Source organism: Vibrio sp. Scap24 (genome assembly GCF_013394185.1).
In the GTDB taxonomy this organism is placed as follows: Bacteria; Pseudomonadota; Gammaproteobacteria; order Enterobacterales; family Vibrionaceae; genus Vibrio; species Vibrio pomeroyi.
The window spans coordinates 1-24,296 of record NZ_CP041332.1; the positions used below are offsets into that span (position 1 = coordinate 1).

At 44.9% G+C, this 24,296-nt stretch carries 19 protein-coding genes; 10 read left to right on the plus strand and 9 right to left on the minus strand.

Annotated features, from left to right (window positions below):
• Positions 1–127: 127 nt before the first annotated feature.
• The 3 genes from FLM53_RS00005 (at position 128) to FLM53_RS00015 (ending at position 2,574) form a co-directional block, all read left to right on the plus strand.
• Entirely contained in the window at positions 128–508 is a 381-nt protein-coding gene (locus FLM53_RS00005) for a RidA family protein (RefSeq protein WP_176681204.1), read from the plus strand.
• Between the two features lie 54 nt (positions 509–562).
• Complete coding sequence (locus FLM53_RS00010) at positions 563–1,837, plus strand: serine dehydratase subunit alpha family protein (protein ID WP_176681203.1); 1,275 nt, start codon at positions 563–565, stop codon at positions 1,835–1,837.
• An 89-nt stretch (positions 1,838–1,926) separates the two neighbouring features.
• Positions 1,927–2,574, plus strand: coding sequence for a transcriptional regulator (locus FLM53_RS00015; protein ID WP_176681202.1), 648 nt, complete (start codon positions 1,927–1,929; stop codon positions 2,572–2,574).
• A 51-nt stretch (positions 2,575–2,625) separates the two neighbouring features.
• On the opposite strand, the gene FLM53_RS00020 is transcribed toward FLM53_RS00015, so the two are convergent.
• Positions 2,626–3,429: a sterol desaturase family protein gene (locus FLM53_RS00020; protein ID WP_176681201.1), complete on the minus strand. Its 804-nt coding sequence runs from the start codon at positions 3,427–3,429 to the stop codon at positions 2,626–2,628.
• A gap of 72 nt (positions 3,430–3,501) precedes the next feature.
• Between FLM53_RS00020 and FLM53_RS00025 the strand changes: the two genes are divergently transcribed.
• Both FLM53_RS00025 and nagK read left to right on the plus strand, forming a co-directional pair.
• The gene (locus tag FLM53_RS00025) at positions 3,502–4,248 is read left to right on the plus strand and encodes a tRNA-uridine aminocarboxypropyltransferase (RefSeq protein ID WP_176681200.1); all 747 of its coding nucleotides are present in this window, start codon (positions 3,502–3,504) and stop codon (positions 4,246–4,248) included.
• Positions 4,249–4,411: 163 nt separating this feature from the next.
• On the plus strand, positions 4,412–5,320 hold the full coding sequence (gene nagK, locus FLM53_RS00030) for an N-acetylglucosamine kinase (protein WP_048658721.1): 909 nt from the start codon (positions 4,412–4,414) through the stop codon (positions 5,318–5,320).
• A 181-nt stretch (positions 5,321–5,501) separates the two neighbouring features.
• On the opposite strand, the gene FLM53_RS00035 is transcribed toward nagK, so the two are convergent.
• Positions 5,502–5,768: a DUF2960 family protein gene (locus FLM53_RS00035; RefSeq protein WP_017063882.1), complete on the minus strand. Its 267-nt coding sequence runs from the start codon at positions 5,766–5,768 to the stop codon at positions 5,502–5,504.
• A gap of 179 nt (positions 5,769–5,947) precedes the next feature.
• Here FLM53_RS00035 and FLM53_RS00040 point away from each other — a divergent pair, with 179 nt between their 5' ends.
• Positions 5,948–8,158, plus strand: a complete 2,211-nt coding sequence (locus FLM53_RS00040; RefSeq protein ID WP_176681199.1) for a GGDEF domain-containing protein — start codon at positions 5,948–5,950, stop codon at positions 8,156–8,158.
• A gap of 120 nt (positions 8,159–8,278) precedes the next feature.
• Here FLM53_RS00040 and FLM53_RS00045 read toward each other — a convergent pair whose 3' ends face one another.
• From FLM53_RS00045 to FLM53_RS00065, 5 genes are all read right to left on the minus strand, one after another.
• Entirely contained in the window at positions 8,279–10,096 is a 1,818-nt protein-coding gene (locus FLM53_RS00045) for a bifunctional molybdopterin-guanine dinucleotide biosynthesis adaptor protein MobB/molybdopterin molybdotransferase MoeA (RefSeq protein WP_176681198.1), read from the minus strand.
• The gene (mobA, locus tag FLM53_RS00050) at positions 10,096–10,680 is read right to left on the minus strand and encodes a molybdenum cofactor guanylyltransferase MobA (RefSeq protein ID WP_046224284.1); all 585 of its coding nucleotides are present in this window, start codon (positions 10,678–10,680) and stop codon (positions 10,096–10,098) included. Before mobA ends, FLM53_RS00045 begins: the two co-directional genes overlap by 1 nt.
• Positions 10,658–11,377 carry an energy-coupling factor ABC transporter ATP-binding protein gene (locus FLM53_RS00055; protein WP_176681197.1) on the minus strand — a complete coding sequence of 240 codons (720 nt, stop codon included), beginning with the start codon at positions 11,375–11,377 and terminating at the stop codon, positions 10,658–10,660. The genes mobA and FLM53_RS00055 overlap by 23 nt, the downstream gene beginning before the upstream one ends.
• A gap of 10 nt (positions 11,378–11,387) precedes the next feature.
• The gene (locus FLM53_RS00060; RefSeq protein WP_132968372.1) at positions 11,388–12,086 is read right to left on the minus strand and encodes an ABC transporter permease; all 699 of its coding nucleotides are present in this window, start codon (positions 12,084–12,086) and stop codon (positions 11,388–11,390) included.
• A 211-nt stretch (positions 12,087–12,297) separates the two neighbouring features.
• Entirely contained in the window at positions 12,298–13,104 is an 807-nt protein-coding gene (locus tag FLM53_RS00065; RefSeq protein ID WP_150878019.1) for a substrate-binding domain-containing protein, read from the minus strand.
• Between the two features lie 302 nt (positions 13,105–13,406).
• Between FLM53_RS00065 and FLM53_RS00070 the strand changes: the two genes are divergently transcribed.
• The 3 genes from FLM53_RS00070 (at position 13,407) to FLM53_RS00080 (ending at position 18,780) form a co-directional block, all read left to right on the plus strand.
• Positions 13,407–14,870 (plus strand): sigma-54 dependent transcriptional regulator, encoded by a 1,464-nt coding sequence (locus FLM53_RS00070; protein WP_132968370.1) that lies wholly within the window; start codon positions 13,407–13,409, stop codon positions 14,868–14,870.
• Positions 14,860–16,887, plus strand: a complete 2,028-nt coding sequence (locus FLM53_RS00075) for a cache domain-containing protein (RefSeq protein ID WP_176681196.1) — start codon at positions 14,860–14,862, stop codon at positions 16,885–16,887. Before FLM53_RS00070 ends, FLM53_RS00075 begins: the two co-directional genes overlap by 11 nt.
• Before the next feature lie 273 nt (positions 16,888–17,160).
• A complete protein-coding gene (locus FLM53_RS00080) occupies positions 17,161–18,780 on the plus strand; it encodes a methyl-accepting chemotaxis protein (protein WP_176681195.1) in 1,620 nt (539 codons plus the stop codon).
• A gap of 136 nt (positions 18,781–18,916) precedes the next feature.
• Here the strand turns inward: FLM53_RS00080 and FLM53_RS00085 are convergent, their stop codons facing one another.
• Both FLM53_RS00085 and FLM53_RS00090 read right to left on the minus strand, forming a co-directional pair.
• Positions 18,917–19,804, minus strand: coding sequence for a mechanosensitive ion channel family protein (locus FLM53_RS00085; protein WP_176681194.1), 888 nt, complete (start codon positions 19,802–19,804; stop codon positions 18,917–18,919).
• A 1-nt stretch (position 19,805) separates the two neighbouring features.
• Positions 19,806–22,151 carry an ATP-binding protein gene (locus FLM53_RS00090; RefSeq protein ID WP_176681193.1) on the minus strand — a complete coding sequence of 782 codons (2,346 nt, stop codon included), beginning with the start codon at positions 22,149–22,151 and terminating at the stop codon, positions 19,806–19,808.
• 461 nt (positions 22,152–22,612) lie between these two features.
• Between FLM53_RS00090 and FLM53_RS00095 the strand changes: the two genes are divergently transcribed.
• The gene (locus FLM53_RS00095; RefSeq protein ID WP_176681954.1) at positions 22,613–24,196 is read left to right on the plus strand and encodes an ABC-F family ATPase; all 1,584 of its coding nucleotides are present in this window, start codon (positions 22,613–22,615) and stop codon (positions 24,194–24,196) included.
• Positions 24,197–24,296: the final 100 nt, after the last annotated feature.

A 24,296-nucleotide genomic window follows, 5' to 3' on the forward strand; every position in this document is an offset into this window, starting at 1 on the left:
GGATTTCATTTTTGAGATCTTTGATTGAAAGTATTTTATGATAATTATTGCAACTATTTTTGCATTTTAACGATTTCAATGTTTAAACTGTAGTTGAAATATTTAGCAACTCTGAACAGGAATAAACATGAAAGAAGTCATTACAGCAGACAAAGCACCAGAAGCCATCGGCCCATACTCGCACGGCAACGCATTCGGAAACCTCGTTTTCACATCAGGTCAATTACCCGTGTGTAGAGAAAAAGGCGGTGTTGTAGAAGGTGGCGTTAGTGAACAATCTCGTCAGTCGTTACTAAACCTTCAATATGTTTTACAAGCGGCGGGCAGTGACCTAGACGCGGTACTAAAAACAACGTGTTACTTATCAGACATTAGCGATTTTGCGGCTTTCAATGAAGTCTACAAAGAGTTTTTTGAAAAGGATTGTCCGGCTCGTAGCTGCTTTGCAGTGAAGGATCTTCCTCTAGGTGTGAAAATCGAAATTGAAGCGATTGCTGGTCGTAAATAGCTGCTCGTAAATAGCTGGTCGTAAGTAAACTAAGAATAGTGTGAGGTCCTTACTATGAAACAACAATGGCAACAGTATAAAGAGATTTTAAATACCGTCGTTAAACCCGCTCTTGGCTGCACAGAACCCATCTCCGCAGCTTACGCTTGTTCAGTCGCTGCCAAGATGCTTGTGGGTACACCGGATAAAGTTCGAGTGTATGTGTCGGACAATTTATACAAAAACTCTATGGGCGTGTTCGTTCCGGGGACAGGAAAGATAGGCTTACCCATTGCTGCTGCTGTTGGTGCGATTGGTGGGGACCCACACGCTGGTTTAGAGGTGTTAGCGAAGATCAGCACAAAAGATGTTGAGAAAGCGCAAGCTCTTATCGATGCCGGACAGGTGAGTGCGCATCGTAAAGATGTAGACGAATTCATCTATTGTTACGCTGAAGTGGAATTAGAAGGGCAAGTCGCGACAGTTGAAATCAGCGGCGGCCATACACAAATCATCAAAAAAACCTTAAATGGCACGGTTCTTTTCAGTCAAGATTGCGACCAAACCGTTTCAACAGGTTCGATTTGTGAAGGAATCGATATTGATATCGGTAACATCTATAACTATGCCACCAGTGCTGAATTCAAAGACATTGAGTTTATTCTCGAAGCTTCTGACCTCAACGGCAAGCTATCGCAAGAAGGCCTAGCACACGCTTATGGGCTTGAGGTTGGTCGCACCATGGAACAGGGTATTCAACTCGGCTTGATGAGTGAAGACTTGATGAACAAGATCATCATGCAAACTGCAGCCGCGTCTGATGCTCGAATGGGTGGTGCAACTCTACCAGCGATGAGTAACTTTGGTAGTGGTAACCAAGGCATTGCTGCAACGATTCCTGTCGCGGTTATCGCTGAGCACTTTAAATCGTCTCAAGAGCAACTTGCGCGTGCACTTATCATGAGTCACCTTGGTGCGATCTACATTAAATCGTACTATCCACCGCTTTCTGCTTTTTGTGGTAACACGGTAACCAGTGCCGCCGCTGCGATGGCAATGGTGTATCTGGCTAAAGGGTCATTTGAACAGAGTTGCTACGCAATTCAGAACGTTCTAAGTGATTGTTCTGGAATGGTTTGTGATGGTGCTAAATCGACATGTGCGATGAAGGTTAAAACCTCAACCAGTGCAGCGGTAAACGGGTTCTTAATGGCTATGCGTTGTAATGAAGCGCACAACCAAGGCATTGTTGCTGATGATGTTGAGACCAGTATTCGCAATATTGGAAAATTGGTTACCGCTGGTATGAGTGTTACAGACTCAACGATTATTGATATAATGTCTGCGTAATCAAATGTTTTAGAATCAGATGATTTTAATAAATCAAACCGCTTGGTAGTTTTACTTAGCGGTTTTTTCGCCAGAAGAGGAAGGACTCAGTGTTCGAATTAGCTCAAAGTGATTATGATATTTTGCACTCAATCGAAAACATCGTTGACGGGATTGCTGCAATGTATGGCGAGCATACGGAAGTGCTATTGCACAGTTTAGATGTCCGTAATCCTTCGATTATCAAAATCGCGAACAGTCATGTCACAGGACGAGACGTTGGCGCACCTATTACTAACTTAGCACTGATGAAGCTGACTCAGGGTAAAGATGTGTCGGGCGCTTACATGACAAAATGTCCTGATGGTAAAACCTTGCGTTCGATGACCACTATAATTCGCAACCCGCAGCAAAAAGCCATCGGCTTGCTATGCATTAACACCAACCTTGATGCACCGTTCCAAGAGGTGATGCATTCACTGGTTCCTTGTTTGCTTCCACACTTAGAAAGACCTCAAACTACGCCTGAGACTTTTGCTCGCAGTAACGAAGAGATGATGCACAGCTCAATTGAAACTGTGCGAGAGCAGGTGACTGGAGACGCAGATATCGCACCGTCGAAGAAGAGCCGTGAGATTGTGACTCGATTGCATGAAATGGGTATTTTTGATTTGAAAGACAGTGCGCAAATCGCGGCAAAAGGGCTCGATATTTCTATCCATACCATCTACCGCTACCTGCGCGAACTCAAAGCGTAATCCATTAGTTTAGCGTGATACATTGGTTTAGCGTAATATTTTGGTTTCAGTTTAATTATTCGGTTTCTGGTTATATCTAAATGGCTGGGTCATCAACTTATCTAGCCTTTGTTCTTTTCCATCGCGTATCTCAGGAACGCCAATGCTTACCTTGTCGTGGCCAAGCTTAGGTTGAGCGCGATAGGTTTTGAACCAAATGTCCCACACCGACAAAAAGAAACCAAAATTAGAATGCGTTTCTTTGACGATCACAGAGTGATGCACTCGATGCATGTCAGGTGTCACAATCACCTTGCGTAATTGCTTATCGAACCATAATGGCAAACGACCATTGCTATGGTTGAACATCGCACTCACATTCAACACCACTTCGAAGATCACCACCGCTAATGCCGGAACACCGAGTACAAAAATCAATGCCACTTTAATCAACATCGATAAGATCATCTCTATCGGGTGGAAGCGTGTGCCTGTCGTTACATCAATATCCAAGTCTGCGTGATGAACACGATGAAGTTTCCAAAGCAGAGGAATACGGTGGAAGACGAGATGTTGAGTGTAAATGGCAAGGTCTAACAGCACCACACAAAGAAACACGGTTATTTCAAAAGGAAGCGTAATGTTATTAAACAGACCCCATTGGTTTTGCTCAGCAATCAAAGCCGCTTGAAACGCTGCTACGGGAATTAATGTTGCCAACAATACGCTGTTAACCGCCATCAACGAGAAGTTATTTCCCCAACGAAACCACTTGTTTTGAGTCAGCGTTTTTCTAGGAGCACGGTACTCCCACAACGCACACAAGATGAAAGCGGTGATAAAACAGACAAGGCGAAGTAGCGATGGGTCCTGCATAAGAATTCCTTCTATCATTATCAAGCCACTGTAAGTACAATCGTGCCACTTTTCTAGTTCTATCTGTCGTTATTGTCCATGAGAATCCACGCTTTCCACCGTTTATACCAACACCGTTTATCTCTTTCTACCAAACCGTTTAATGCGCGCGGGTGTAAAGTGGTGCGCTGTGAGTACTGCAAAATCAAACAAGACAGTTGTATCTGTGAACATCAACCAGACATAGATACGAACGTCGCGACCATGTTGATCTTGTCAGACAACGAAATCTTAAAGCCGAGTAACACCGGCCGTTTGATTGTGGATACCGTAAAAGACAGCCATGTTTACCTTTGGCACAGAACTGAACCCAACGCAGAAATGTTGGATGTACTGAAAGACGAAAAGTATCAACCTGTCATTGTGTTCCCTGAAGATTACACCGATGACAAAACGCGAGTAGTTCAAGACTTGCCACAAATGCGTGACTCAAATAAAAAGCTTTTGCTGATTTTCATCGATGGAAGCTGGCGCGAAGCAAGACGCATCTTTAGACGTTCTGAGTACCTACAAGATTTACCTGTATTATCGATTGAACCAGAATCGGTTTCTCAATACATGATGCGTAAGTCAGACAACGACCAACACCTTTCAACGGCGGAAGTGGCGAGCTTGGTATTAAAACAAGCAGGTGAAGAGCAGGGCGCGAAGACTTTACAACTTTGGTTCGAAGCATTTCGCGAAAGCTACATGCTAAGTAAGACGCGTTATAAGTCGGATCTGACCAAACCTAGCCTGAACGCTTTCATAGAACACAGTAAAAGTGAGACTTCACTCTAACCTTTAACCGCTTTGTGCTGACTTGTTGTTCAAACAGACTCGAACACGAGATAAGTTTGTTATCTATCACGGTTTGTAGGGGGAGTGTTATGGATAATGTTCCTCAGTTGTTTTATTTAAAGAATTTATTTGCCCGAATTTAGGGAAAAATTGGAGAGATTTCATGTATTACGGCTTCGATGTTGGCGGCACAAAAATTGAGTTTGGTGCATTCAATGAGAAACTTGAGCGAGTAGCAACAGAGCGTGTTCCAACACCAACAGACGATTATCAGTTACTGCTTGATACAATTGCTGGTTTGGTAAAAAAGTACGATAGCGAATTCTCTTGCGAAGGCAAAATTGGCCTTGGTCTTCCTGGCATGGAAAACGCAGACGACGGCACAATGCTGGTTGTTAACGTACCAGCTTCAACAGGTAAGCCACTACGTAAAGATTTAGAAGCGCTTATTGGTCGTAGTGTAAAAATTGAGAACGACGCAAACTGTTTCGCGCTTTCAGAAGCGTGGGATGATGAGCTTAAAGATGAACCATCAGTTGCTGGCCTAATTCTGGGTACTGGCTTCGGTGGTGGTTTAGTTTACGAAGGTAAAGTGTTCTCTGGTCGTAACCACGTTGCAGGTGAGCTAGGCCATATGCGCCTTCCTATCGATGCATGGTTCCACCTTGGCGATAACGCACCGCTACTAGGCTGTGGTTGTGGCAAGAAAGGTTGTCTAGACAGCTACCTATCTGGTCGTGGCTTTGAGTTGATCTACGAGCACTACTACGGCGAGAAGAAGAAAGCGATTGAGATCATTCAAGCATACAACGAAGGCGAAGCAAAAGCGGCTGAGCACGTTGATCGCTTCATGGAACTATTGGCTATCTGTTTCGCGAACCTGTTTACTGGTCTTGACCCACATGTTGTTGCATTGGGTGGCGGTCTTTCAAACTTCGAGCTTATCTACGAAGAGATGCCTAAGCGTGTGCCTAAGTACCTACTGTCTGTAGCGAAGTGTCCTAAGATCATCAAAGCGAAACACGGTGATTCAGGCGGCGTTCGTGGTGCTGCATTCCTTAACATTAAGTAATCGCGACTTAACGTTGAACTAGTCAAAAAGAATAAATAAAAATGCCGCAATCTCGAAAGAGGTTGCGGCATTTTTGATTGTTTGGTGTTTTGGTTTCTTTAACTCTTCACTAAGAACTCCAAAACGAAAAGCTTGAAGCTAGAGCCTAGAAGCTAAATATCAAGAAAAAGAGCCAGAGGGCTTACTTCTTCTTTTTACCAACACCAAGGTTGTCTTTTTGCTTCAACGTAAGCTTAGTAAAGCCAAGCTTGCGGAAGTAGTTGTCTTGGTAGTTACGAACCGCTTTCGTATCAGAAATCAACTCAAGCTGTTGCTCAGTTTTAAGATACTCAGAGATATCGATGCCTTCAGCTGCAGCTACAGCTTCTTGGATCGTGCGGTGTTCTTGTTTAGAAAACAGTAACTCTTTGTCTTCGTCTTTATAGGTATACAGAATGGTACGAGCCATGATGCTCTCCAATAGGATTATTACTTTCGCGCACTCTACATAAAAACAGTACGTGGCTCAAGGTTATGATAAAAAATCTTGAAATATTAGCGATATCAATAAAGCGTGCAGTAAGTCGCAAAAATATTTTATGGTACACTATGTACAATTTATATGTTTGATCGGCTTAAATCTAATTTATGATCAATACGCTTTACCCTCAGATTATGGGAATCATCACTCGAATTCAAAACTATCCTGGAATCAAAGGATTAGAAGAAGTTGATGCGCGAGTAAGAAAGATATGCCGTGACCATAATCAACCGTTCCCAGAGTCTATTGCGCTTTTTCTGAAGGCGTACAAGAGTGATCGCCAAGACAATCTACTTGATGCTGTCGAACATTATAAAACCTGCCTAAATGCAACCCAACCAGAAGAAGTTCAACTCACTGTTTTCGTCAACGGTCTATTAGCATCGGTTTATAACGACTGTGGCGACTACCAATCGGCTTATGCGTGTTATGCCAAGACGTTAGAGAGCTTACATCTCGTTGATGACAACATTCGAGCGCTCATCTACTGCAACCTAAGCGACATGCATTTGAGCTTAGGGAAGTTCGAAGAAGCAAAACAATATGCACGTAAAGCAGTAACAGCATCTCAGAATGCTAACCGCCAGCTAGATTGTGCAGTGAGCCACCTTAACCTCGCTTATGGTTGTGCGTATACCGGAGAGTTTGACCAAGCGATTCGAGCAATCGCTGAAGCGAAAAAGATAGCCGAGTCACTCTCAAGCAATAGAACGTTCGCACTGTGTCACGGATACCTAGCTCAAGCCATGGTTCAGCAAGGTAGGGTTCAGCAAGATGAAGTTCAACAGGGCGGTTTTGCTCCAAGTGATGTGCTCGATGCGTTTTATCAAGCGGAACAGTATTTCCTGAAAATCAACGACGACCATAATCGAATGGAAAACTTGGTGTGTTGGTTTCAATATTTGGTGGAAATAGGGGAGCTTGAACAAGCCCATGAACGATGTCTTTTCCTTGAGCAAAACTTTGAACTAAAAAACAGTTACCACTTCTACAGTATTTACGCGAAGGCCAAGGCGAAAACCTTTCACCATCAACAAGATTGTAATGGTCTCGCATCACTGCAAACGGAACATATTGAACTTTCAGAAAAATACCTCAAGGCTTACGAACGCAAACAAAGCGATCGTATTTTGCAAAGCGTGGATACTCTTAGAGACAAACAACAGCACGAAGTGTTTACCCAAATGCAAAAGTACATGGGCGCGATTACTGATATCGGTCAGTTCATTGCTACCGCCCCCGACCTTTATAGCGTGCTTCCTGAGATCTTAAGCAAGATAAACACGATTCTACCGACATTCGAGTTTGGTATTGCGCTGTATGACGACGAGTCCGACATACTTGACTACCAATACTTTGTTGACACTCATGGCTTGGTACAAAACCTCAAGGTCACTTGCCAAGATAACCAAACCGTCGGTACTTATGTGATTCGCAAGCGCGCGACCGTGCATTTGAACAGTGTCACCGATGATGCGCTAGAGCCTTATGTTGATAAAGCCTCACGTAAAGATGATGACTTGGTGGTGGTTAAAGACAAGCCGGATACCAACTCCATCATTCTGACGCCGATCATTCTCAATGAAAGAGTGATAGGACTGTTATCCGTACAGCATCATTTACCCAACCAATATCAACAACACCATTGTCAGTTAATCGAACATTTGGCGAGTTTCATTGCCGTGTCGCTTGAGAATCAAAAGCAAAGACAGCGCTTAGAGAGTGCCAATCAAACGCTTGAGGTATTGAGCACGACAGACCCATTAACGGGTTTATCGAATCGATATCAACTCGACAAAATAACACCTGTGTTGATTCGTAATGCTTATACACAGAAACGGTCACTTGCAGTATTGATGATTGATATTGATGAGTACAAAGCCTACAACGATTTTCATGGTCACTTACAAGGTGATGAAGCGCTGCGTATTCTTAGTCGTTTGCTGAGAAGTACATTCTCGACCAAGAACGATTACTTGTTCCGATATGGCGGGGATGAGTTTATGGCCATCTGTTTTGGTCAAAGCAGCGAAGATATCGAAGAGAAAGTCGTTACGCTTAGAAATACATTGTCTGAGTTGGCGTTAGTCAGCCCGAAGGCGATCAGAGCCAAGCAGCTTACCTTATCAATCGGTGGGGTAAACGTTGAGCTTGTTAGCGACAACGTGGATAGCAACTTCAAAATGATTTGTGACATTGCAGACAAGCAATTGTATCGAGTGAAAGAGAGTGGCCGTAACAATTACAACCTGATCGACTGTTATCTGAATAACTGCGACTTAGCCAATTGTCCGTTAGATAAACCCACGGTCGTTTAAACTACTCGGTATATCACTCTAGTTGTCTCTGTACGAACAAAAAAGAAGCCCGATTATATCGAATATAAGCGGGCTTCGTCTTTTTCTTGGGAAGCGATGTTAAATCCAGGGTGTGCTAAATCAAACACGACCTTGCAGTGGAATAATCGTCACTGTTTCACCGACTTTCACCGTATCAACCGCTGGTGAGATTTCGATTAAGCAGTTTGCTTCGCTCATTGAACGCAGAATACCTGAACCTTGTTTACCCGTCGTCTTCACTTCGAGCACACCAGATTCGTTCATAGAGAACACACCACGGCTGAACTCAGTACGACCTTGGCGAGAACGTAATTGTTCCGTCGCAACCGCGTTCGCTTTCACTGGTGTCCAATTAGTTTGACCTTGCAGCTTACGAATTGCAGGCTCAACAAAGTTAATGAACGACACCATTACCGCAACTGGGTTACCCGGTAAGCCGAAGAAAGGTTTGTCTTCAATTTTACCGTAAGCAAGAGGGCGGCCTGGACGCATGTTGATACGCCAGAAGTTAATCTCACCCAGTTTATCTAGCGCGAGTTTAATGTAGTCAGCATCACCAACAGACACACCGCCAGACGTCAGTACCATATCAGTTTCTAAAGAAGCCGCGTGAAGTACATCCATCATCTTCTGTTCGTCATCTTCAATGATGCCGTAATCGACGATGTCACAACCTAGCTTCTGAAGCATACCGATAATAGTAAAACGGTTTGAATCGTAGATAGAGTTCGGCTTCTGCTCGCTACCAGGCGCTTGAACTTCATCACCTGTAGAGAACACGCCCACTTTAACTTTTCGCAGAACAGGGCAGATACCGAAACCAAGCGACGCCATCATACCCATTTCTGGTGCTTCGATTCGTGTGCCACGCGTAAAGACAGGTTGACCGATTTCTAGGTCTTCACCCGCCATACGGACATTTTGTCCTAATGAGATTTTCGCATCTGGGAAGCTAACTGTGTCGCCTTCTTGAACGGCTTGCTCACGCATCACAACCACATCAACACCTTCAGGCATTGGCGCGCCAGTCATGATCTTAACAGCTTCACCTTGTTGAACGGCTTTGTCGTAGCTGTGTCCAGCCATCACTTCAGCTACAACTCGGTAGCTATCTAGCTCTAAATCTTCACCACGAATGGCATAGCCGTCCATCGCAGAGTTAGTGTTCTGAGGCACGTTGATTGGCGAGATAACATCTTCAGCCAATACACGACCATAGCCTTGCTCTAACGCAACAGATTCAATCAGATCTAGTGCATCAATGCTACCAACAATCTTTTGCTGGCCTTGAGTCACCGTGAGGCCGGCTGGAGAGAAAGAGTCACAACACACAACTGGCGTGTTGTCTTTTGATGATGCACACGAAGCGACTTTACTTGTTTTCGAAGCAGGGTCGAACGATTGAGCATAGTCGATGATGAAATCACGAATCGCTTCTAAGTCGCTGATCGCCATTTGTGGCAGGTCAGATTCAACTTTGCTGTCTGCAGCGATAGCAATGATGTTGTCATCGTTTGGATAAAGCCAAGGTTTGCCCACTTCATCGCGGTGCAGCTCAATCTTAGGGAAGGCGATGTTCTTGCAGCCTTCAACCAGAATCAAATCTAACGTATTGATATCAAAGCGTGTCAGCAGGTAATCAAAGTCCGCTTCGGCTTCTGGCGTTTCTGTCATCATTACATGACGGTTACGCGAAGCGATCAGCATTTGATTCGCGCCCGCTTTACGTAGGCGGTAGCTGTCTTTACCTGGCTTATCGACATCGAAATCGTGGTGAGCGTGTTTAAGAACACCCACTTTCAAACCTGCGTTGGTCAGCAAAGGCAGCAACGCTTCAAGTACGGTAGTTTTGCCTGTACCGCTGTAGGCAGCAAAACCCAATAAGGGAAGGTTAGGGCGTTGTTTTGAATCTTTCATTATTGAAGCGTTCCGAATTGGGTGAGTTCTTCTGGCGTATTGAGATTTACAAAGCAGTTTGGCGCGTCGCTAAAATCGACGTACTCAGTCACACACTCTTTGTACAGCAAGATGATCTTGCGGTCGCCACGTTCTAAAAAGGCTTCTAACTTTGGAAGTACGCGCTTGTGAAATAGGGTAAACACAGGCTGTTTATATTCACCATCGTGAGCCACAAGAATGTCGCTGTCTTCTTTTACCGCCGCGCAAAAACGCTCAACAAGGTCGTCACTGATTTGCGGGCTGTCACAAGGAACAAAGCCAACCCAATCTGTAGCCGCGTTTTTAAGGCCAGCGTGAATGCCACCCAAAGGGCCTGGGTAATCAGGGAACGAATCGGAAACAACCGGAGCGAATGCTTGGTAACTGTCGAGGTTACGGTTGGCATTGATGGTGATGCTGACATCTTGTTGTGACAGCTTGTCTATAACGTATTGAATAAGCGGGGAACCGTTGAGCTCAACAAGTCCTTTATCTTTTCCGCCCATACGGCTGGCTTGTCCGCCAGCCAAAATAACCCAACTAGTTTGCGTTGGAAGCAGCATAAATATTCTCTTGTGCTTTGTTCTTTTTAATTACTTGCAGAAGCGGTGATTCGGTCAAGGTATTGTCTTTGATCCACCACTGCTTCTTGCACAAATCGGTTAACGCGTTGGTTTGGTGACTTGTAATGACTAAACTCGCGCCTCTCTGAAGAAGATCTTCGGCCATAATCACCAATCTTTCAATAGATTCTTTGTCTAAAGAAGCACTTGGTTCGTCCATCAGCAAGATTGAAGGCTTGAGAATCCAAGCTCTTGCCATTGCTACGCGTTGACGCTCACCACCAGACAACACAGAAATGTGCTCGTCTGCCAGGGTTTCTAAACCTACCATCCTCAAAGCATTAATTATTTGAGCTCGCTTATCTTTTTGGCTCTCTTTGTTAAAGCGAATGCCATAAGCGACATTTTGGTACACAGAGCCATCAAATAGGTAAGGGGTTTGATGGAGATAGATGATGTCTTTGAATTTTAGTCTAGGAAACAGGTTATGTTGCCAGCTTTGTGTTGGGCATTGAATACGGCCAGAACTTGGTTTGATCAAACCTGACAATATTTTAAGTAGGGTTGTTTTGCCAACACCGTTGTCACCCTTCAGATAAATAGCATCGTTAGGGCCGATCGACAGTTCAGGGATATGGAACAAAACACGCTCTTTGTAGCGCATTGAAATTTGCTGCGTTGTTATTTTTATACTCATGACAGCGTTCCTAAGTTCTTAGATAGCCTTTTCCTCTCACACTGGAAAGGAAAAAGTTAAGGGCTAATGCCAATGCCAATAAAACCATGCCTAGCGCGACACCTTGAGCGAATGCGCCTTTGTGGCTTTCCATAGCAATAGCCGTTGGGATATTTCGAGTCATTCCCATAATGTTGCCACCTACCATCATTGAACAACCCACCTCAGTTACGATGCGAGAGAAGGCAGCAATGGCAGCCGCAAGTAGAGGAAAACGAGTTTCCCAGATCAAGGTACACGCGACTCGAGTGGTCGAAACTCCAAGAGTACGTGCCGTTTCTACCGCTCGACGGTCACTGGCTTGCAGCGCGCCGTGCATCATGGCAACCAGAATAGGGAAGCAGATCAGCATCTGACCCAGAATCATCGCCTTTTGAGTGAACAGCAATTGCCAGTCACCTAATGGGCCGGAACGAGAGAGCATCATGTACATCAGCAAGCCAATTACCACGGTAGGGATAGCTTGTAAGGTGTTTATAACCGACAGCAGCGCCCATTTACCGGGAAACTCGGTATAAGCCAATATGAAAGCCATGATGATTGCAGGAATAATCACCAATGAAATGGCGGACAAAGATACACTGAAGGATACCGCTACAATTTGCCACAGTTCTTGGTCAAAACTGACTAGTAAATTCAATGCATCAAGCGTTGTTTGCCATAGGGTCATGAAGTATCTCGTGTGAATCGATAATGGGTCTTTATCGGTAATGACTGATGTTAATCATAGCTGACACAATATTATTGAGCCTATATTGGCCAGCTATTGTTTCTTTAATCGCTTCAGTTAACTGATTAGTTAAGCGTAGTGCTAATTGGAAATAGCACTTACAACAAACCATTTGTCAGCTTGCTGTAAACGAATCTACGCTGACGAAAAACTACTCTGCGCTCGCTACAAACAGCTGTTTGCCATGCAGTTTAAAGTCGTTAATCAGTTTCTGACCTTTAGGGTTCACCAACCAATCACTGAATACTTTCGCTGCTTGGTAGTTAATGCTTGGGTAACGCTCTGGGTTAACAAGAATTACTTGGTAAGGGTTGAATAGGTTCTTGTCGCCTTGGAAAAGGATTTTAAGATCCAATTTGTTTTGGTAAGCCAACCACGTGCCACGGTCTGTCATGGTGTAGCCTTGCATTTCAGACGCCATGTTCAGAGTAGGGCCCATGCCTTGACCAACACTGCGGTAGCCACCAAAGTTTGGTTCCATTTTAGTCTGTGCCCAAATGCCCATCTCTTTCTTGTGCGTACCTGAATCGTCACCACGAGACACGAACGTCACGTTGTTGGTTGCGATTGCTTTGAACACATCGGCTACCGCTTTTTGAGATTCAATTTTTGCTGGATCGCTTTGAGGGCCAACAATCACAAAGTCGTTGTACATCAGTTTACGAGGTAAAACGCCGTAGCCTTTTTCAACAAAGTTCGCTTCAGCCTTTGGTGCGTGAGTCATCACCAAATCCACATCGCCATTTTCACCCATGCGAAGAGATTTACCTGTACCTGCAGCTAGAACATCTACTTTAATACCAGAATCTTTTTCAAATTCAGGCAGTAGGTAATCCAGTAGACCAGAGTGATAAGTACTTGTCGTTGTCGCAAGCTTGATATGCGTGGTGTCTTCTGCGCTGCTAGCCGAGTAACTGACGATAGATAGAGCTGCAATAGTTAGGGGAATTGCTTTCATTATTATTATGTCCATTCTGTTATAAATGAATGACATGCCTTCGTTTTAAAGGGCTCAAAGAAGGGCATGTACATAAGATGCTAATTCTTGTAATTAGAAATCATCACCTTATAAGCAAGCTTAATGCCAATAAATGATGCATCAGATTTCATTAAATTGCTGTTATTTCGGACAAAACTGCGCCATTTGACCCTATAAAATGAATCAAAACATGAGCTAGGACAAAATGTCGCACTTTGACCCTGTTGATCAAAAGGTTAATTGGTACACTCTGTCCCAACTTTCCCTATCGGCTGATCATTATGTCTTTACCTAGTTCAAGTACGTCTCATCTTAATTCAAGCACATTGACTCAATATCAGGCATTTTCTGTCTTGGTTGTTGATGATGAAATTGGGATGCAGGCAATTCTTAAGAAAGCACTAGGTAAGTACTTTGGCAAGGTGTCGAGCGCAGGTTCAGTAGAAGAAGCTGAGGTTCTACGTTGCAACGAACACTTCGATCTCATTGTTCTCGATATCAACCTTCCAGGCCGTTCTGGTATTGAATGGGAAGAGGCCTTTAACGACAGTGACCGAAAAGCTGATGTGATCTTCATGACCGGCTATGCCGATCTAGAGATGACCATTTCGGCACTCAAGCTTGGCGCTTCTGACTTTATCCTCAAACCGTTCAACCTAGAGCAGATGATACAAGCTGTGCTGCGCTGCATGGATAAACGCCTAGACCAAAGAATGCAATACGCGTTGAAGCGTGATGTTAGCCGTCACATTAAAACCGAGCTAATCGGCAGTTCAGACAAAACCAAACAACTTAAGCTCCTCATCAGCCAATTCGCGCCATCACGAGCATCGGTTCTTATTGAAGGCGAGTCGGGCACAGGTAAAGAGTTGGTTGCACGTGGCGTACATGAAGCCAGCAAGCGAACAGGCCCGTTTGTACCAATTAACTGTGGCGCGATTGCCCCAGAACTTCTCGAAAGCGAATTGTTTGGTCACACCTCTGGCGCGTTTACTGGTGCCAAGAAAAATCGTGAAGGTTTATTCAGAGTAGCGAGCGGCGGCACACTTTTTCTTGATGAGATTGGTGAAATGCCACTACCAATGCAAGCTGCGCTTTTACGTGTGTTAGAACAACGCACAATCCGACCTGTCGGCAGTGAAAAAGAGATCGCAGTTGACGTACGTGTCGTTGCAGCGACCAACCGAAACCTTCAGGAAGAGGTAGATAAAGGACACTTCCGTCGCGATCTCTTCTACCGACTCAATGTATTGAAGATTGATGTGGTGCCACTAAGAGAGCGTCCATCGGATCTGATTGAGCTGGTTCCATACTTCACCCGTCTATTATCGAGTGAGCTAGGCATGCCCGTTCCAAACTGGGCACATGAAGACATCTTGGCGATGAACGAATACGAATGGCCGGGCAATATCCGTGAACTTAAGAATTTAGTAGAGCGTTGCATTCTATTAGACAAGCCACCAGCTCATTATTGGCGTGAAGTGAATGGCGACCCGGCACCAACCAGCATTTCAGTGACGGTGTCACACGGCGCGGAAGTGCCAAACTTAAATAACACAGACGCCGCAGAGGGCTACCCAAACACTTGGACGCTCAAAGAAGTGGAAAAATCCCACATAGAACAATTGGTTAGTTTCCATGATGGCAATAAGTCTGCTGCAGCAAGAGATCTTGGCGTTGCACGTAAAACGCTAGAGCGTAAATACAAAGATTGGAATACAGAAGGCTCTGAATATGCCGATTAGACGTCAGTGGTGGTCAAAGTGGGCGTTCCGCTTCAAGACCATGGTGCGTTACCGCTTATTGTTTCTGACATCTGCGCCGATCATTCTTACGTTGTGTGCACTTGTTGCTATCACGTTGTATTGGTCGGTTCATTACACGTGGCAGGGTGCGTTGATCGATGTTGATGAGCGCCTAGACGTAGCGGATAACAGTATTCATCTGATTCAAAGCCAACAGGCTTATAACGTTCGTGCGTTTGCTGAGTCGTACAACTTCCGAGTCAAACTCGCGAGTGATCTTTCGCAAGAGGATCTTATTCGTTGGGTTTCTGAAAACAAATCTCGCTATGAACTCGACTTTCTTCGCTGGCGAAGTGTTGAAAGTATGGAAAAGAAACTCGAATACTTAAACCTGACCCACAAAGAATCGTTTTTCAGCGTATTGAGTCAAGATGAACTCAATACCTTAGATCGTGATCTCGCAAAGAAAGCCGAAGTGCCGATGCTCAAAGGGAAGAGCGTTGAAACACGAGGCTTGGTCAGTCGCACCGTGGTTTCCATTCGAGATAAGAACGAACATGTTATTGGTTTTCTTGATGGCGGTATTCTGCTCAATAACAGCACACAGCTTGTCGATCAAATCAGCAACCTGATCTATCCGCAACGCGATGGGTTCAACCGCCGTATTGGTACCGTTACCGTGTTCCTTGATGATCTGCGTGTCAGCACCAATGTGCCTTTAAGCAGCGAAGACAGCGCAGGGCGTGCGATTGGTACGCGTGTTTCACACGAAGTTCACTCCAAAGTTTTAAACGAAGGCAAAGAGTGGCTAGACCGTGCGTATGTTTATGACGCTTGGTACATCACGGCTTATCAACCCATTCATGACCAGTTCGATAATGTGATTGGCATGCTTTATACCGGTTATCTGATTTGGCCGCTTATCGAAACGTATCTGACTAACCTTGGCGAAATCAGCATTACCATCGTACTTTTATTGTTGGCGTCTGGTTTGATCGTTCACCGCGGCGCGCGTGATCTTTTCAACCCAATCGAACGCATCCATAAAGTAGTCAAGCTAGTCCAGATGGGGCAGGACAAGCGAATTGGCACGCTCGGCTTAGATGATCAACACGAACTCACTTTGCTTGCTAAGCAGTTCGACAAGATGTTGGATTTGCTTCACGAGCGTAATCAGGAGATTCAACAAGCCGCCTCCGAACTGGAATGCAAAGTTCACTCACGTACGGCGAGCTTGAAAGAGAAAACTGAAGAGCTCGAACTGCACATTAAGCTACTCAATCAAGCCAGAGATAAGCTGGTGGTGAATGAAAAGTTAGCTGCGTTAGGGGAGTTAACCGCGGGCATTGCCCACGAGATCAACAACCCAACCGCTGTGATTCTTGGCAACGTTGAGCTGATGAAGTTTGAGTTGGGTGATGAAGTGAGCCGTGTAGAAGAAGAAGTCCACGCCATCATGGAGCAGATTGACCGTATCCGAAATATCACACGAAGCTTACTTCAATACAGCCGACACGGCGGTGTACAAGATGAGATCACTTGGCAACACATCAACCCAATCGTTGATGAGAGCATTACGCTTGTGAAAACGGGCGCCAAGAAGAAAGGTATTGTGTACGTATCACAGTTACACGCGAAAACATCGGTCGAAGTTAACCGAAACCAATTACTCCAAATTCTGGTTAACCTCCAGATGAACGCGATTCACGCGATGGACGGACAGGGCACATTGACGATCTCAAGTGAAGACTGGGTAGAAAATGGCGCGTCTCATGGTGCTATTGTTCATGTGGAAGATGAAGGTTGTGGCATCAAGGAAGAGCAGCTGAAACGCATTTTCTCGCCTTTCTACACGACCAAGCGAGATGGCACAGGCTTAGGCTTATCGGTTTCTCAAAGTATCTTGAGTCAAACGGGCGGTGAGATACGTGTTGAATCCGAAGTCGGTAAAGGAAGTCGATTTAGTATCTATCTTCAACAAAAAGCCACGCCTCAATTGCTGGTATCAAATCTATAAGTTCTAACAACCAATTCACCGATATTATCACCCGATAATATTTCTAACGCACTTGGGCTATTACACGAACGTTTTAGCCCAAGCACGAAAATCCCGCACCACTAATCTATCCCCAGCCAAATCTCAACCTCTGCCGGTTTGACGGATACCTCTTTTTGGCTATGTAACACAGTGTATATCTTTCGATCTTGATGCATATCATCTGAACTGTACGAATTTTTGATAACTTGGTCGAAAATCCATAATCAAAACAAATAATAAAGTCAGTCAGCTATGAAATTAAGTAACCTATCCATCAAGTCAAAACTCGCCTCCATCGTCATTTTATCGGTCGTTTTACTGGTAATGGCATCCACCTTTAATTTAATGCAACAACGTGCGAGCTCTATGGAAGAGCGACAAGATAAGCTCAGTGCGCAAGTCGAAACCGCGGTAAGTTTGGCAAGCTACTATTACAGCCAACGCAGTGTGCTAGGTGAAGAGCTCGCAAAGGATCGTGCGCTACAAGCCATCAAGACGCTTCGCTATGACAACACTAATTACTTCTGGATTCTTAACCAGCAGCTCAACATCATCAGCCATCCGCTAAAGCCAGAGCTTAACGGCACCAATGCCGGCAACCTACGAGATGGCGCAGGTAAACATCACTGGCGTGAGATGGTCACCATCTCTCGTACACCGGAAGAGAAAGGCTTTCTTGATTACCAATGGATGAGTCCTCAAGGCGAACTCAAAGACAAGATCTCATACGTTCAGTTATTTCCAGAATGGAACTGGGTGATCGGCTCTGGAATCTTAGTCGCGGATATCCAAGAGGCGTTCTATACCTTAGCTATTAAAGAAGGAATGGTAGCGGTTGTTTTATCAGGCTTACTATTCGCTATGGGCTACGCGATTTCCAACAATATCCTTGTTCCACTGAATAAGCTTATCGATAACACCCATAAGATTGCCGATGGCGACCTTCGTGTGCGCATGAACATGACACGCAAAGATGAGCTAGGTGATATGAGCCATCAGATCGATACCATGCTCGATAAACTTCAAAGCACACTTCGCACTGCCAATGAATCTGCAGATTTGTCTAGCAACATGGCGAGTCACATCGCGCAAGCCAGTGAAGAGGCAGCAAACAGTGTTAGCTCTCAACATGCGCAGTTAGAATTACTGTCTACTGCGATGACAGAAATGAGCGCGACCATTTCAGATGTCGCGGTGAATGCTGAGAACACAGCCGCGAGCACCAATAAGGTGGTCGATCATGCAAATCAGAACGACGAGAACATGCAGGTAACCTCGACAACCATCTCACAGGTTTCAGAGAACATCTCGACAGCGAATAACTTAGTCAAAGATCTTCAATCTGGTGTGACTGAAATTAGCCAAGTTGTTGGTGTGATTCGTGATGTATCAGAGCAAACAAACTTGTTAGCACTGAACGCAGCGATAGAAGCGGCACGTGCCGGTGAACAAGGTAGGGGCTTCGCGGTTGTGGCTGATGAAGTGCGTAACCTAGCGAGCAGAACTCAGAACTCGACCAACGAAGTTCAAGGTACGATTGAAAAATTGACTCAGCAAGCTGAGCGAACCTTTAAAGCGATGCAAAACAGTAATGAGAAAGTCGACCACAGTGTCGTTGCTTCTAATGAAACACGTCAGCAATTGGATGTGATTGTGAATGAACTGCACAACGCGAATGACATGGTGGCTCAGATTGCCGCGGCGTCGGAACAACAAAGCACAGTAGCCACTGAAATGAGTGAAAGTGTCACTGGCATTCACTTAGCGGCTAATGAGGTTCTACAAGCCTCACAATCTTTGGCAGAAGACAGCCAAAAAATGGCCAACACCACAGAGCACCTAACAGAACAGTTGAAATACTTTAAAGTGTAAACCCAAAAGCACTTAGCGTTAACAAAGACAAAACCTCATAAAAAAACACCTCCGTACTTGAGATAAGTTCGGAGGTGTTTTCGTTTATCACTGACTAGGAGATTAATTCACTCTCCGAGCGTTAAACCAACTGCGACTAATGCGCTGCCACTGAAATCTTCGGTGGGTTGATGTTGTGCTTCTTAAACTCTTTCATCACACGCAGGGTAATATCGGTTTCAAACAACTTCTCATACGCGGTATCCACCACATAAGCCTTACACGTCAACTGTATCGCGAGGTAGTTGTCGGTGATCGTCTGTTTAACCAGAACAGTCACGGGCTTTGGTAAGTGGATGTAACGACTTGAAGACGCCGCTTCTTGAATCAAGTCACGGGCTAGGGTGATGTCTTCATTCATTCCGACATAAAACGGAATCACCACCTGCATATCCAACGCGCCATAGTTACCACTGGTGGTCACTTCGTTTAAGAACTTGTTGTTCGGAATCGTAATGATGTCGTCATTCAAAGTCCTCATACGCACAGAACGTAAACCAATAGTGATAATGTCACCGTAGTTACCTTCGAACGTGACGCGGTCACCAACTTGGAACGGTCTATCAATCATCACGGTGATACCGGCGATGAATGATGCTGCCAAGTCTTTAAGCGCAAAGCCGACTGACACGGCGAGGGTACCACCAATCAGAGCCAGTATTTGGTCATTGATTCTAAAGCTCATCATGAACACGATAAGACCCGTACTCACATAGATGAAGAACTGCATAAACGACTGAAGCTTTTGCAGCAGCATTCGATATTGCACGAATTGGCTACCAAAGCTCGTCACCATCGAGTTGATGAACTTAAGCAATAACCACATCGCACCAATCACGATGAGCGAGAAGAACACGCCGCTCCATCGTACTAGGCTCGCAATCTTCGAGATATTTTCTACATTGGCTAACTCTTCCGTTGCGTAAGTCGGGAAACTCATCGCCGTCGCTAAGCCAACAAGTAATAGGACAAATAACTTCTTCATTTTACTTCACCAATAAATGTTGACGGTCGAGAACGTTAGTAATGTGACGGAACCAGTGATCGGAAATCTTGGCCTTGTCTTCATTCCAACCAATGTAACCACGGCTCTCGAAGTAGCGCAGAATCCCGGTTATTTCCGCAATGCTTAGCTGAGTACATTCAGACAGTACCTCAGGAGACGCAATCTCCAGTTGCACGATAGAGCGCAACACAGCCAACATAGGTTTCGGCATGTTTTCTAACTCTTGTGCTTCAGGTACGTGGAACAATCTCACGACTGCTTGATCCGTCTCTTTGTTTCGATTCAGAGACAAACGGAAGAAGCGCAAGGCAACAGTCGGGTTACCATCTGAGTAGTGCCACAAGATACGATAGAAGCCTTGGCGTGCGCGCTCTTCCTCTGACATCTCATCTTGGTCCCACTGTTTCGGAACGACCAAACCATCGAATGACAGAGGCTTTTCTAGTTGGGTGTTGATACGGCTTGTTAGCAGTTCACCCACTTGCTTTTCTGTCCAACGAGGAAGGAAGCACACCAAATCAAACAACAGACGCTCACCACGCGCTCTGTCGACAAAGCGCCAGCTCGATTTCGCAATCGACATCACAATGCGGTGGTTCTTTTTAGAACGTCGCAACAAGTTGGTTAAGCGAATCAGATCGGATAGGCCGCCAACCATAGGTTTAACAAGGCGCTGCGCATTATCAATTGCGATTAAGTAAGTTGTTTCACTCTTACGTAGGTGCGCCAAGATTTGGATCTCAGTTGCTTCCTCTTCTAAACCAATACTTACTGCTAGGTGACAAAGCAGTTCTTGATAACCCGCATAAGGGCAACTTACGTAGATAGGCTCAGCGTTCGATACCTTGTGCAATAGGGTGTAAAGCAAAGTCGTTGAACCAACGCCACGCTCGCCAGACAGAATACAAATCGCAGGGCTGTCAGACATCAGATAGCGAGACAGCTGTTTCACCTCATCGCCCGCGTAGTCAATCAGTTCACTGTCTATTGAACCCGGTAGAATGTATTCAAAGGTTTGGTCGCCCTTGATTCTGACTAGATTCTGTTGGTTCTTATCCAAGTCCGACTGTTTAGCCACTTCAATTCTAAACAAGTAAGCCAATGCCTGACTAAACAGAGTAAAGCCAGACAGCAGCGCCATAATGCGATGTTGGAAGCTGTAGACCATCAACCACACCGCGCCAATCGCTGTCGCCACAATATTAAGAACAAAGGTATTCTGACGGTTAACCGCCCAGTTCACCCATACTGGTCTGTCAGTGATGTGCTCTAGTGCTTCAAAGACTTTTGCACGCCACAGTCTTAAAACAGAAATGGTCACCAAAACAAACCAGAAGAACAGGGCACTGTAGATCCAGCTGTAAATCGTGCCTTTACCTAAGGTTCTGATAGAGACCTGCATGATCACACCAGCAACAATGAAGCTCCACACATAGCGTCGGATGCTCGAGAGTCGAAGTGCTCTTACTTCGTTGTTTGAGGTACGACTAATGCGATACGCAAACTCAAGAATAAAGCTGATCGCAATTGAGCCACCAAGAATCCACCACGTGAAAATCTCTAGGAAAATTAAGTGCTGTAGGCTTGGCAAGCTCGACAGAATACGCAAAGAGATCGTAATCGCGATTAACCAAGCGATCGCTCTGTGCGCGCGGCTCACATACCAAATTAAACGAACCCAAAACGGTGGGCTCTGTTTGGTTTCTAGGAAGTTGATTCTAAACAGTTCGATTAAACGAGTGCCGTTTGAAAGCCACCACACCAAACCAAAGTAGATAAACAAGACTTTCAGAGATGCCCAAATCACCGGAACCGGTGAAATGAATATGTCCTTGATCAACGCCTTGAAGCTACGAGTCTGGAAATAGACAAGGTACTCCACGTTTAGCTGAGTCAATTGCCACTCTTGCTTAAATTGAGTCACACCATAAGGGCCAAAACCAGTAAGGCGCTCTTTATTGGCAGTTGTGGTTTGCTCAAGCAGATATTGCTTGCTGACGTTCAGGCTGTTTAGCGTGATGTAACTCGACTCAACCTCAAACCATTGCTCGGCATCGCTCTTCTCTCGATACGTTTTTAGCTGCTGGTCGAACGTCGCAATCTGTTGCTTTTGGATACGGAGCACTTGAGACAACAAGATGTTGACCTTGCGTTTGTCTGCCGTATTCATAAACAAAGGGTCGGGGAGTTCATCAATCCGGTTAGCCAGATCTTGGGCCGCTTCAGACACCTGAGGTTGGGATTGTAAGTCGTAGTCTAAGTTAGCAAGACTCGGCCAAGAAACGATGGCTAAAGTGAATAATAAGAAGCGCATGAATGAACGCATAAAAGTCTCTTAAAATTATGAGGTTAGGATTACTATAGTTAGTTAATTTCGCTTTGTGAAATCGAACCCATTTTTAGGGGCGAGTACTTTATCCCTGATTCTTGGGTCTTTGTCATGAAATTGTCAGAGGTTAGGCTAATATTGGAGCATCAGATGATGTTGTAAATAGCTTTGTATTAAGTAGGTTTGGTTGTAACAGTTTATTGTGCGATATATTTTATTATTTACACAGTATATGTCTTTATATAAACCGGATTTTACTCAGCCATTCGCGACTTTCGATCTATTGAATATTGGCGTTTTATTGCGCTTAAAATAGAAATAAAAAATGTGAGTCAGCTCAAACTATGATTTGGCTGGGTTATCACTCACTTAATAGCGGGTAAATGCAATCAATACTTGCAGTTAAAGCCCTGAACAAGTAACGTTGCGACGTTTTTCACATTAAGAAGGTAATGGCATTGATCTCCACAGCAAATATCACCCAACAATTCGGCGCTAAGCCACTTTTCGAAAATATTTCAGTTAAGTTCGGCGAAGGCAACCGCTACGGTTTAATCGGCGCGAATGGCTGTGGTAAATCGACGTTCATGAAGATCCTATCTGGTGAACTAGAGCCGACTTCTGGCAACGTAAGCTACGATCCAAACGAGCGCGTTGCTAAGCTAAACCAAGACCAATTTGCTTACGAAGAATTCACGGTAATCGACACGGTTATCATGGGCCACAAAGAGCTCTGGGCTATTAAGCAAGAGCGTGACCGCATTTACTCTTTGCCAGAAATGAGCGAAGAAGACGGCATGAAAGTAGCCGACCTTGAAGTTCAGTTCGCTGAAATGGACGGTTACATGGCAGAAGCGAAAGCGGGTGAGCTTCTTCTTGCTGTAGGTATTGAAGAATCTATGCACTTCGGTCTAATGAGCGAAGTAGCACCAGGTTGGAAACTTCGTGTTCTATTGTCTCAAGTACTGTTTGCAGACCCGCATATCATGCTTCTTGACGAACCAACGAACAACCTGGATATGGACACGATCAAGTGGTTGGAAGATACGCTAAACCAACGTAACTGCACAATGATCATCATTTCGCACGACCGTCACTTCCTAAACTCTGTTTGTACACATATGGCTGACCTTGATTACGGCGAACTTCGTCTATTCCCAGGTAACTACGATGAGTACATGACGGCTGCAACTCAAGCGCGTGAACGTCTACTGTCTGACAACGCTAAGAAGAAAGCACAAATTGCTGAACTTCAAACGTTCGTATCTCGTTTCTCTGCTAACGCATCTAAAGCGAAACAAGCAACGTCTCGTGCTAAACAGATCGACAAGATCCAACTAGACGAAGTTAAAGCGTCTAGCCGTCAAAACCCATTCATCCGTTTCGAACAGTCCAAAGAGCTATTCCGTAACGCACTTGTGGTTGAAAACCTATCTCAAGGTTTTGAAGAAGACCTATACAACAAGTTCGACGGTATCTTCGAAGTAGGTGAGCGTGTTGCTATCATCGGTGAGAACGGTGTAGGTAAAACAACGCTACTTAACACGCTAGCTGGCGCTCTAGAGCCACGCACTGGTGAGTACAAGTGGTCTGAAAACTCAAACATCGGTTACTACGCTCAAGATCACGCACACGATTTCGAGACTGACATGAACTTGTTTGATTGGATGAGCCAATGGCGCCAAGAAGGCGAAGACGAGCAAGTTGTTCGTGGCTTCCTAGGTCGCATGCTGTTTGGCCAAGACGACATCAAGAAATCTGTAAAGGTTATCTCTGGTGGTGAGCAAGGCCGTATGCTTCTTGGTAAGATCATGATGCACAAGCCAAACATCCTTCTTATGGATGAACCAACGAACCACATGGATATGGAATCTATCGAAGCGCTTAACTTGGCTCTTGAGAACTACAAAGGCACATTGTTCTTCGTATCTCACGACCGTGTATTCGTAGACTCTCTAGCAACTCGTATCCTTGAGATCCGTGACGGCAAGATCAACGACTTCCGCGGTACTTACGCTGAATTCCTAAAAGCTCGTGGCTAATAACTTGTAGGCACGTCTTTTTAGACTAAAGCTGCTCGTTTATAGACAACCGCAGTTACGATTATTAAAACGCCCTTATAGTGAAAGCTATAAGGGCGTT

Bases quoted from the DNA above. Each gene is read 5' to 3' on its own strand.
- FLM53_RS00005 (WP_176681204.1), top strand. From the start codon at position 128: ATGAAAGAAGTCATTACAGCAGACAAAGCACCAGAAGCCATCGGCCCA.
- FLM53_RS00010 (WP_176681203.1), top strand. From the start codon at position 563: ATGAAACAACAATGGCAACAGTATAAAGAGATTTTAAATACCGTCGTT.
- FLM53_RS00020 (WP_176681201.1), bottom strand. From the start codon at position 3,429: ATGCAGGACCCATCGCTACTTCGCCTTGTCTGTTTTATCACCGCTTTC.
- nagK (WP_048658721.1), top strand. From the start codon at position 4,412: ATGTATTACGGCTTCGATGTTGGCGGCACAAAAATTGAGTTTGGTGCA.
- FLM53_RS00035 (WP_017063882.1), bottom strand. From the start codon at position 5,768: ATGGCTCGTACCATTCTGTATACCTATAAAGACGAAGACAAAGAGTTA.
- FLM53_RS00040 (WP_176681199.1), top strand. From the start codon at position 5,948: ATGATCAATACGCTTTACCCTCAGATTATGGGAATCATCACTCGAATT.
- FLM53_RS00045 (WP_176681198.1), bottom strand. From the start codon at position 10,096: ATGAAAGATTCAAAACAACGCCCTAACCTTCCCTTATTGGGTTTTGCT.
- mobA (WP_046224284.1), bottom strand. From the start codon at position 10,680: ATGCTGCTTCCAACGCAAACTAGTTGGGTTATTTTGGCTGGCGGACAA.
- FLM53_RS00055 (WP_176681197.1), bottom strand. From the start codon at position 11,377: ATGAGTATAAAAATAACAACGCAGCAAATTTCAATGCGCTACAAAGAG.
- FLM53_RS00060 (WP_132968372.1), bottom strand. From the start codon at position 12,086: ATGACCCTATGGCAAACAACGCTTGATGCATTGAATTTACTAGTCAGT.
- FLM53_RS00065 (WP_150878019.1), bottom strand. From the start codon at position 13,104: ATGAAAGCAATTCCCCTAACTATTGCAGCTCTATCTATCGTCAGTTAC.
- FLM53_RS00070 (WP_132968370.1), top strand. From the start codon at position 13,407: ATGTCTTTACCTAGTTCAAGTACGTCTCATCTTAATTCAAGCACATTG.
- FLM53_RS00075 (WP_176681196.1), top strand. From the start codon at position 14,860: ATGCCGATTAGACGTCAGTGGTGGTCAAAGTGGGCGTTCCGCTTCAAG.
- FLM53_RS00080 (WP_176681195.1), top strand. From the start codon at position 17,161: ATGAAATTAAGTAACCTATCCATCAAGTCAAAACTCGCCTCCATCGTC.
- FLM53_RS00085 (WP_176681194.1), bottom strand. From the start codon at position 19,804: ATGAAGAAGTTATTTGTCCTATTACTTGTTGGCTTAGCGACGGCGATG.
- FLM53_RS00090 (WP_176681193.1), bottom strand. From the start codon at position 22,151: ATGCGTTCATTCATGCGCTTCTTATTATTCACTTTAGCCATCGTTTCT.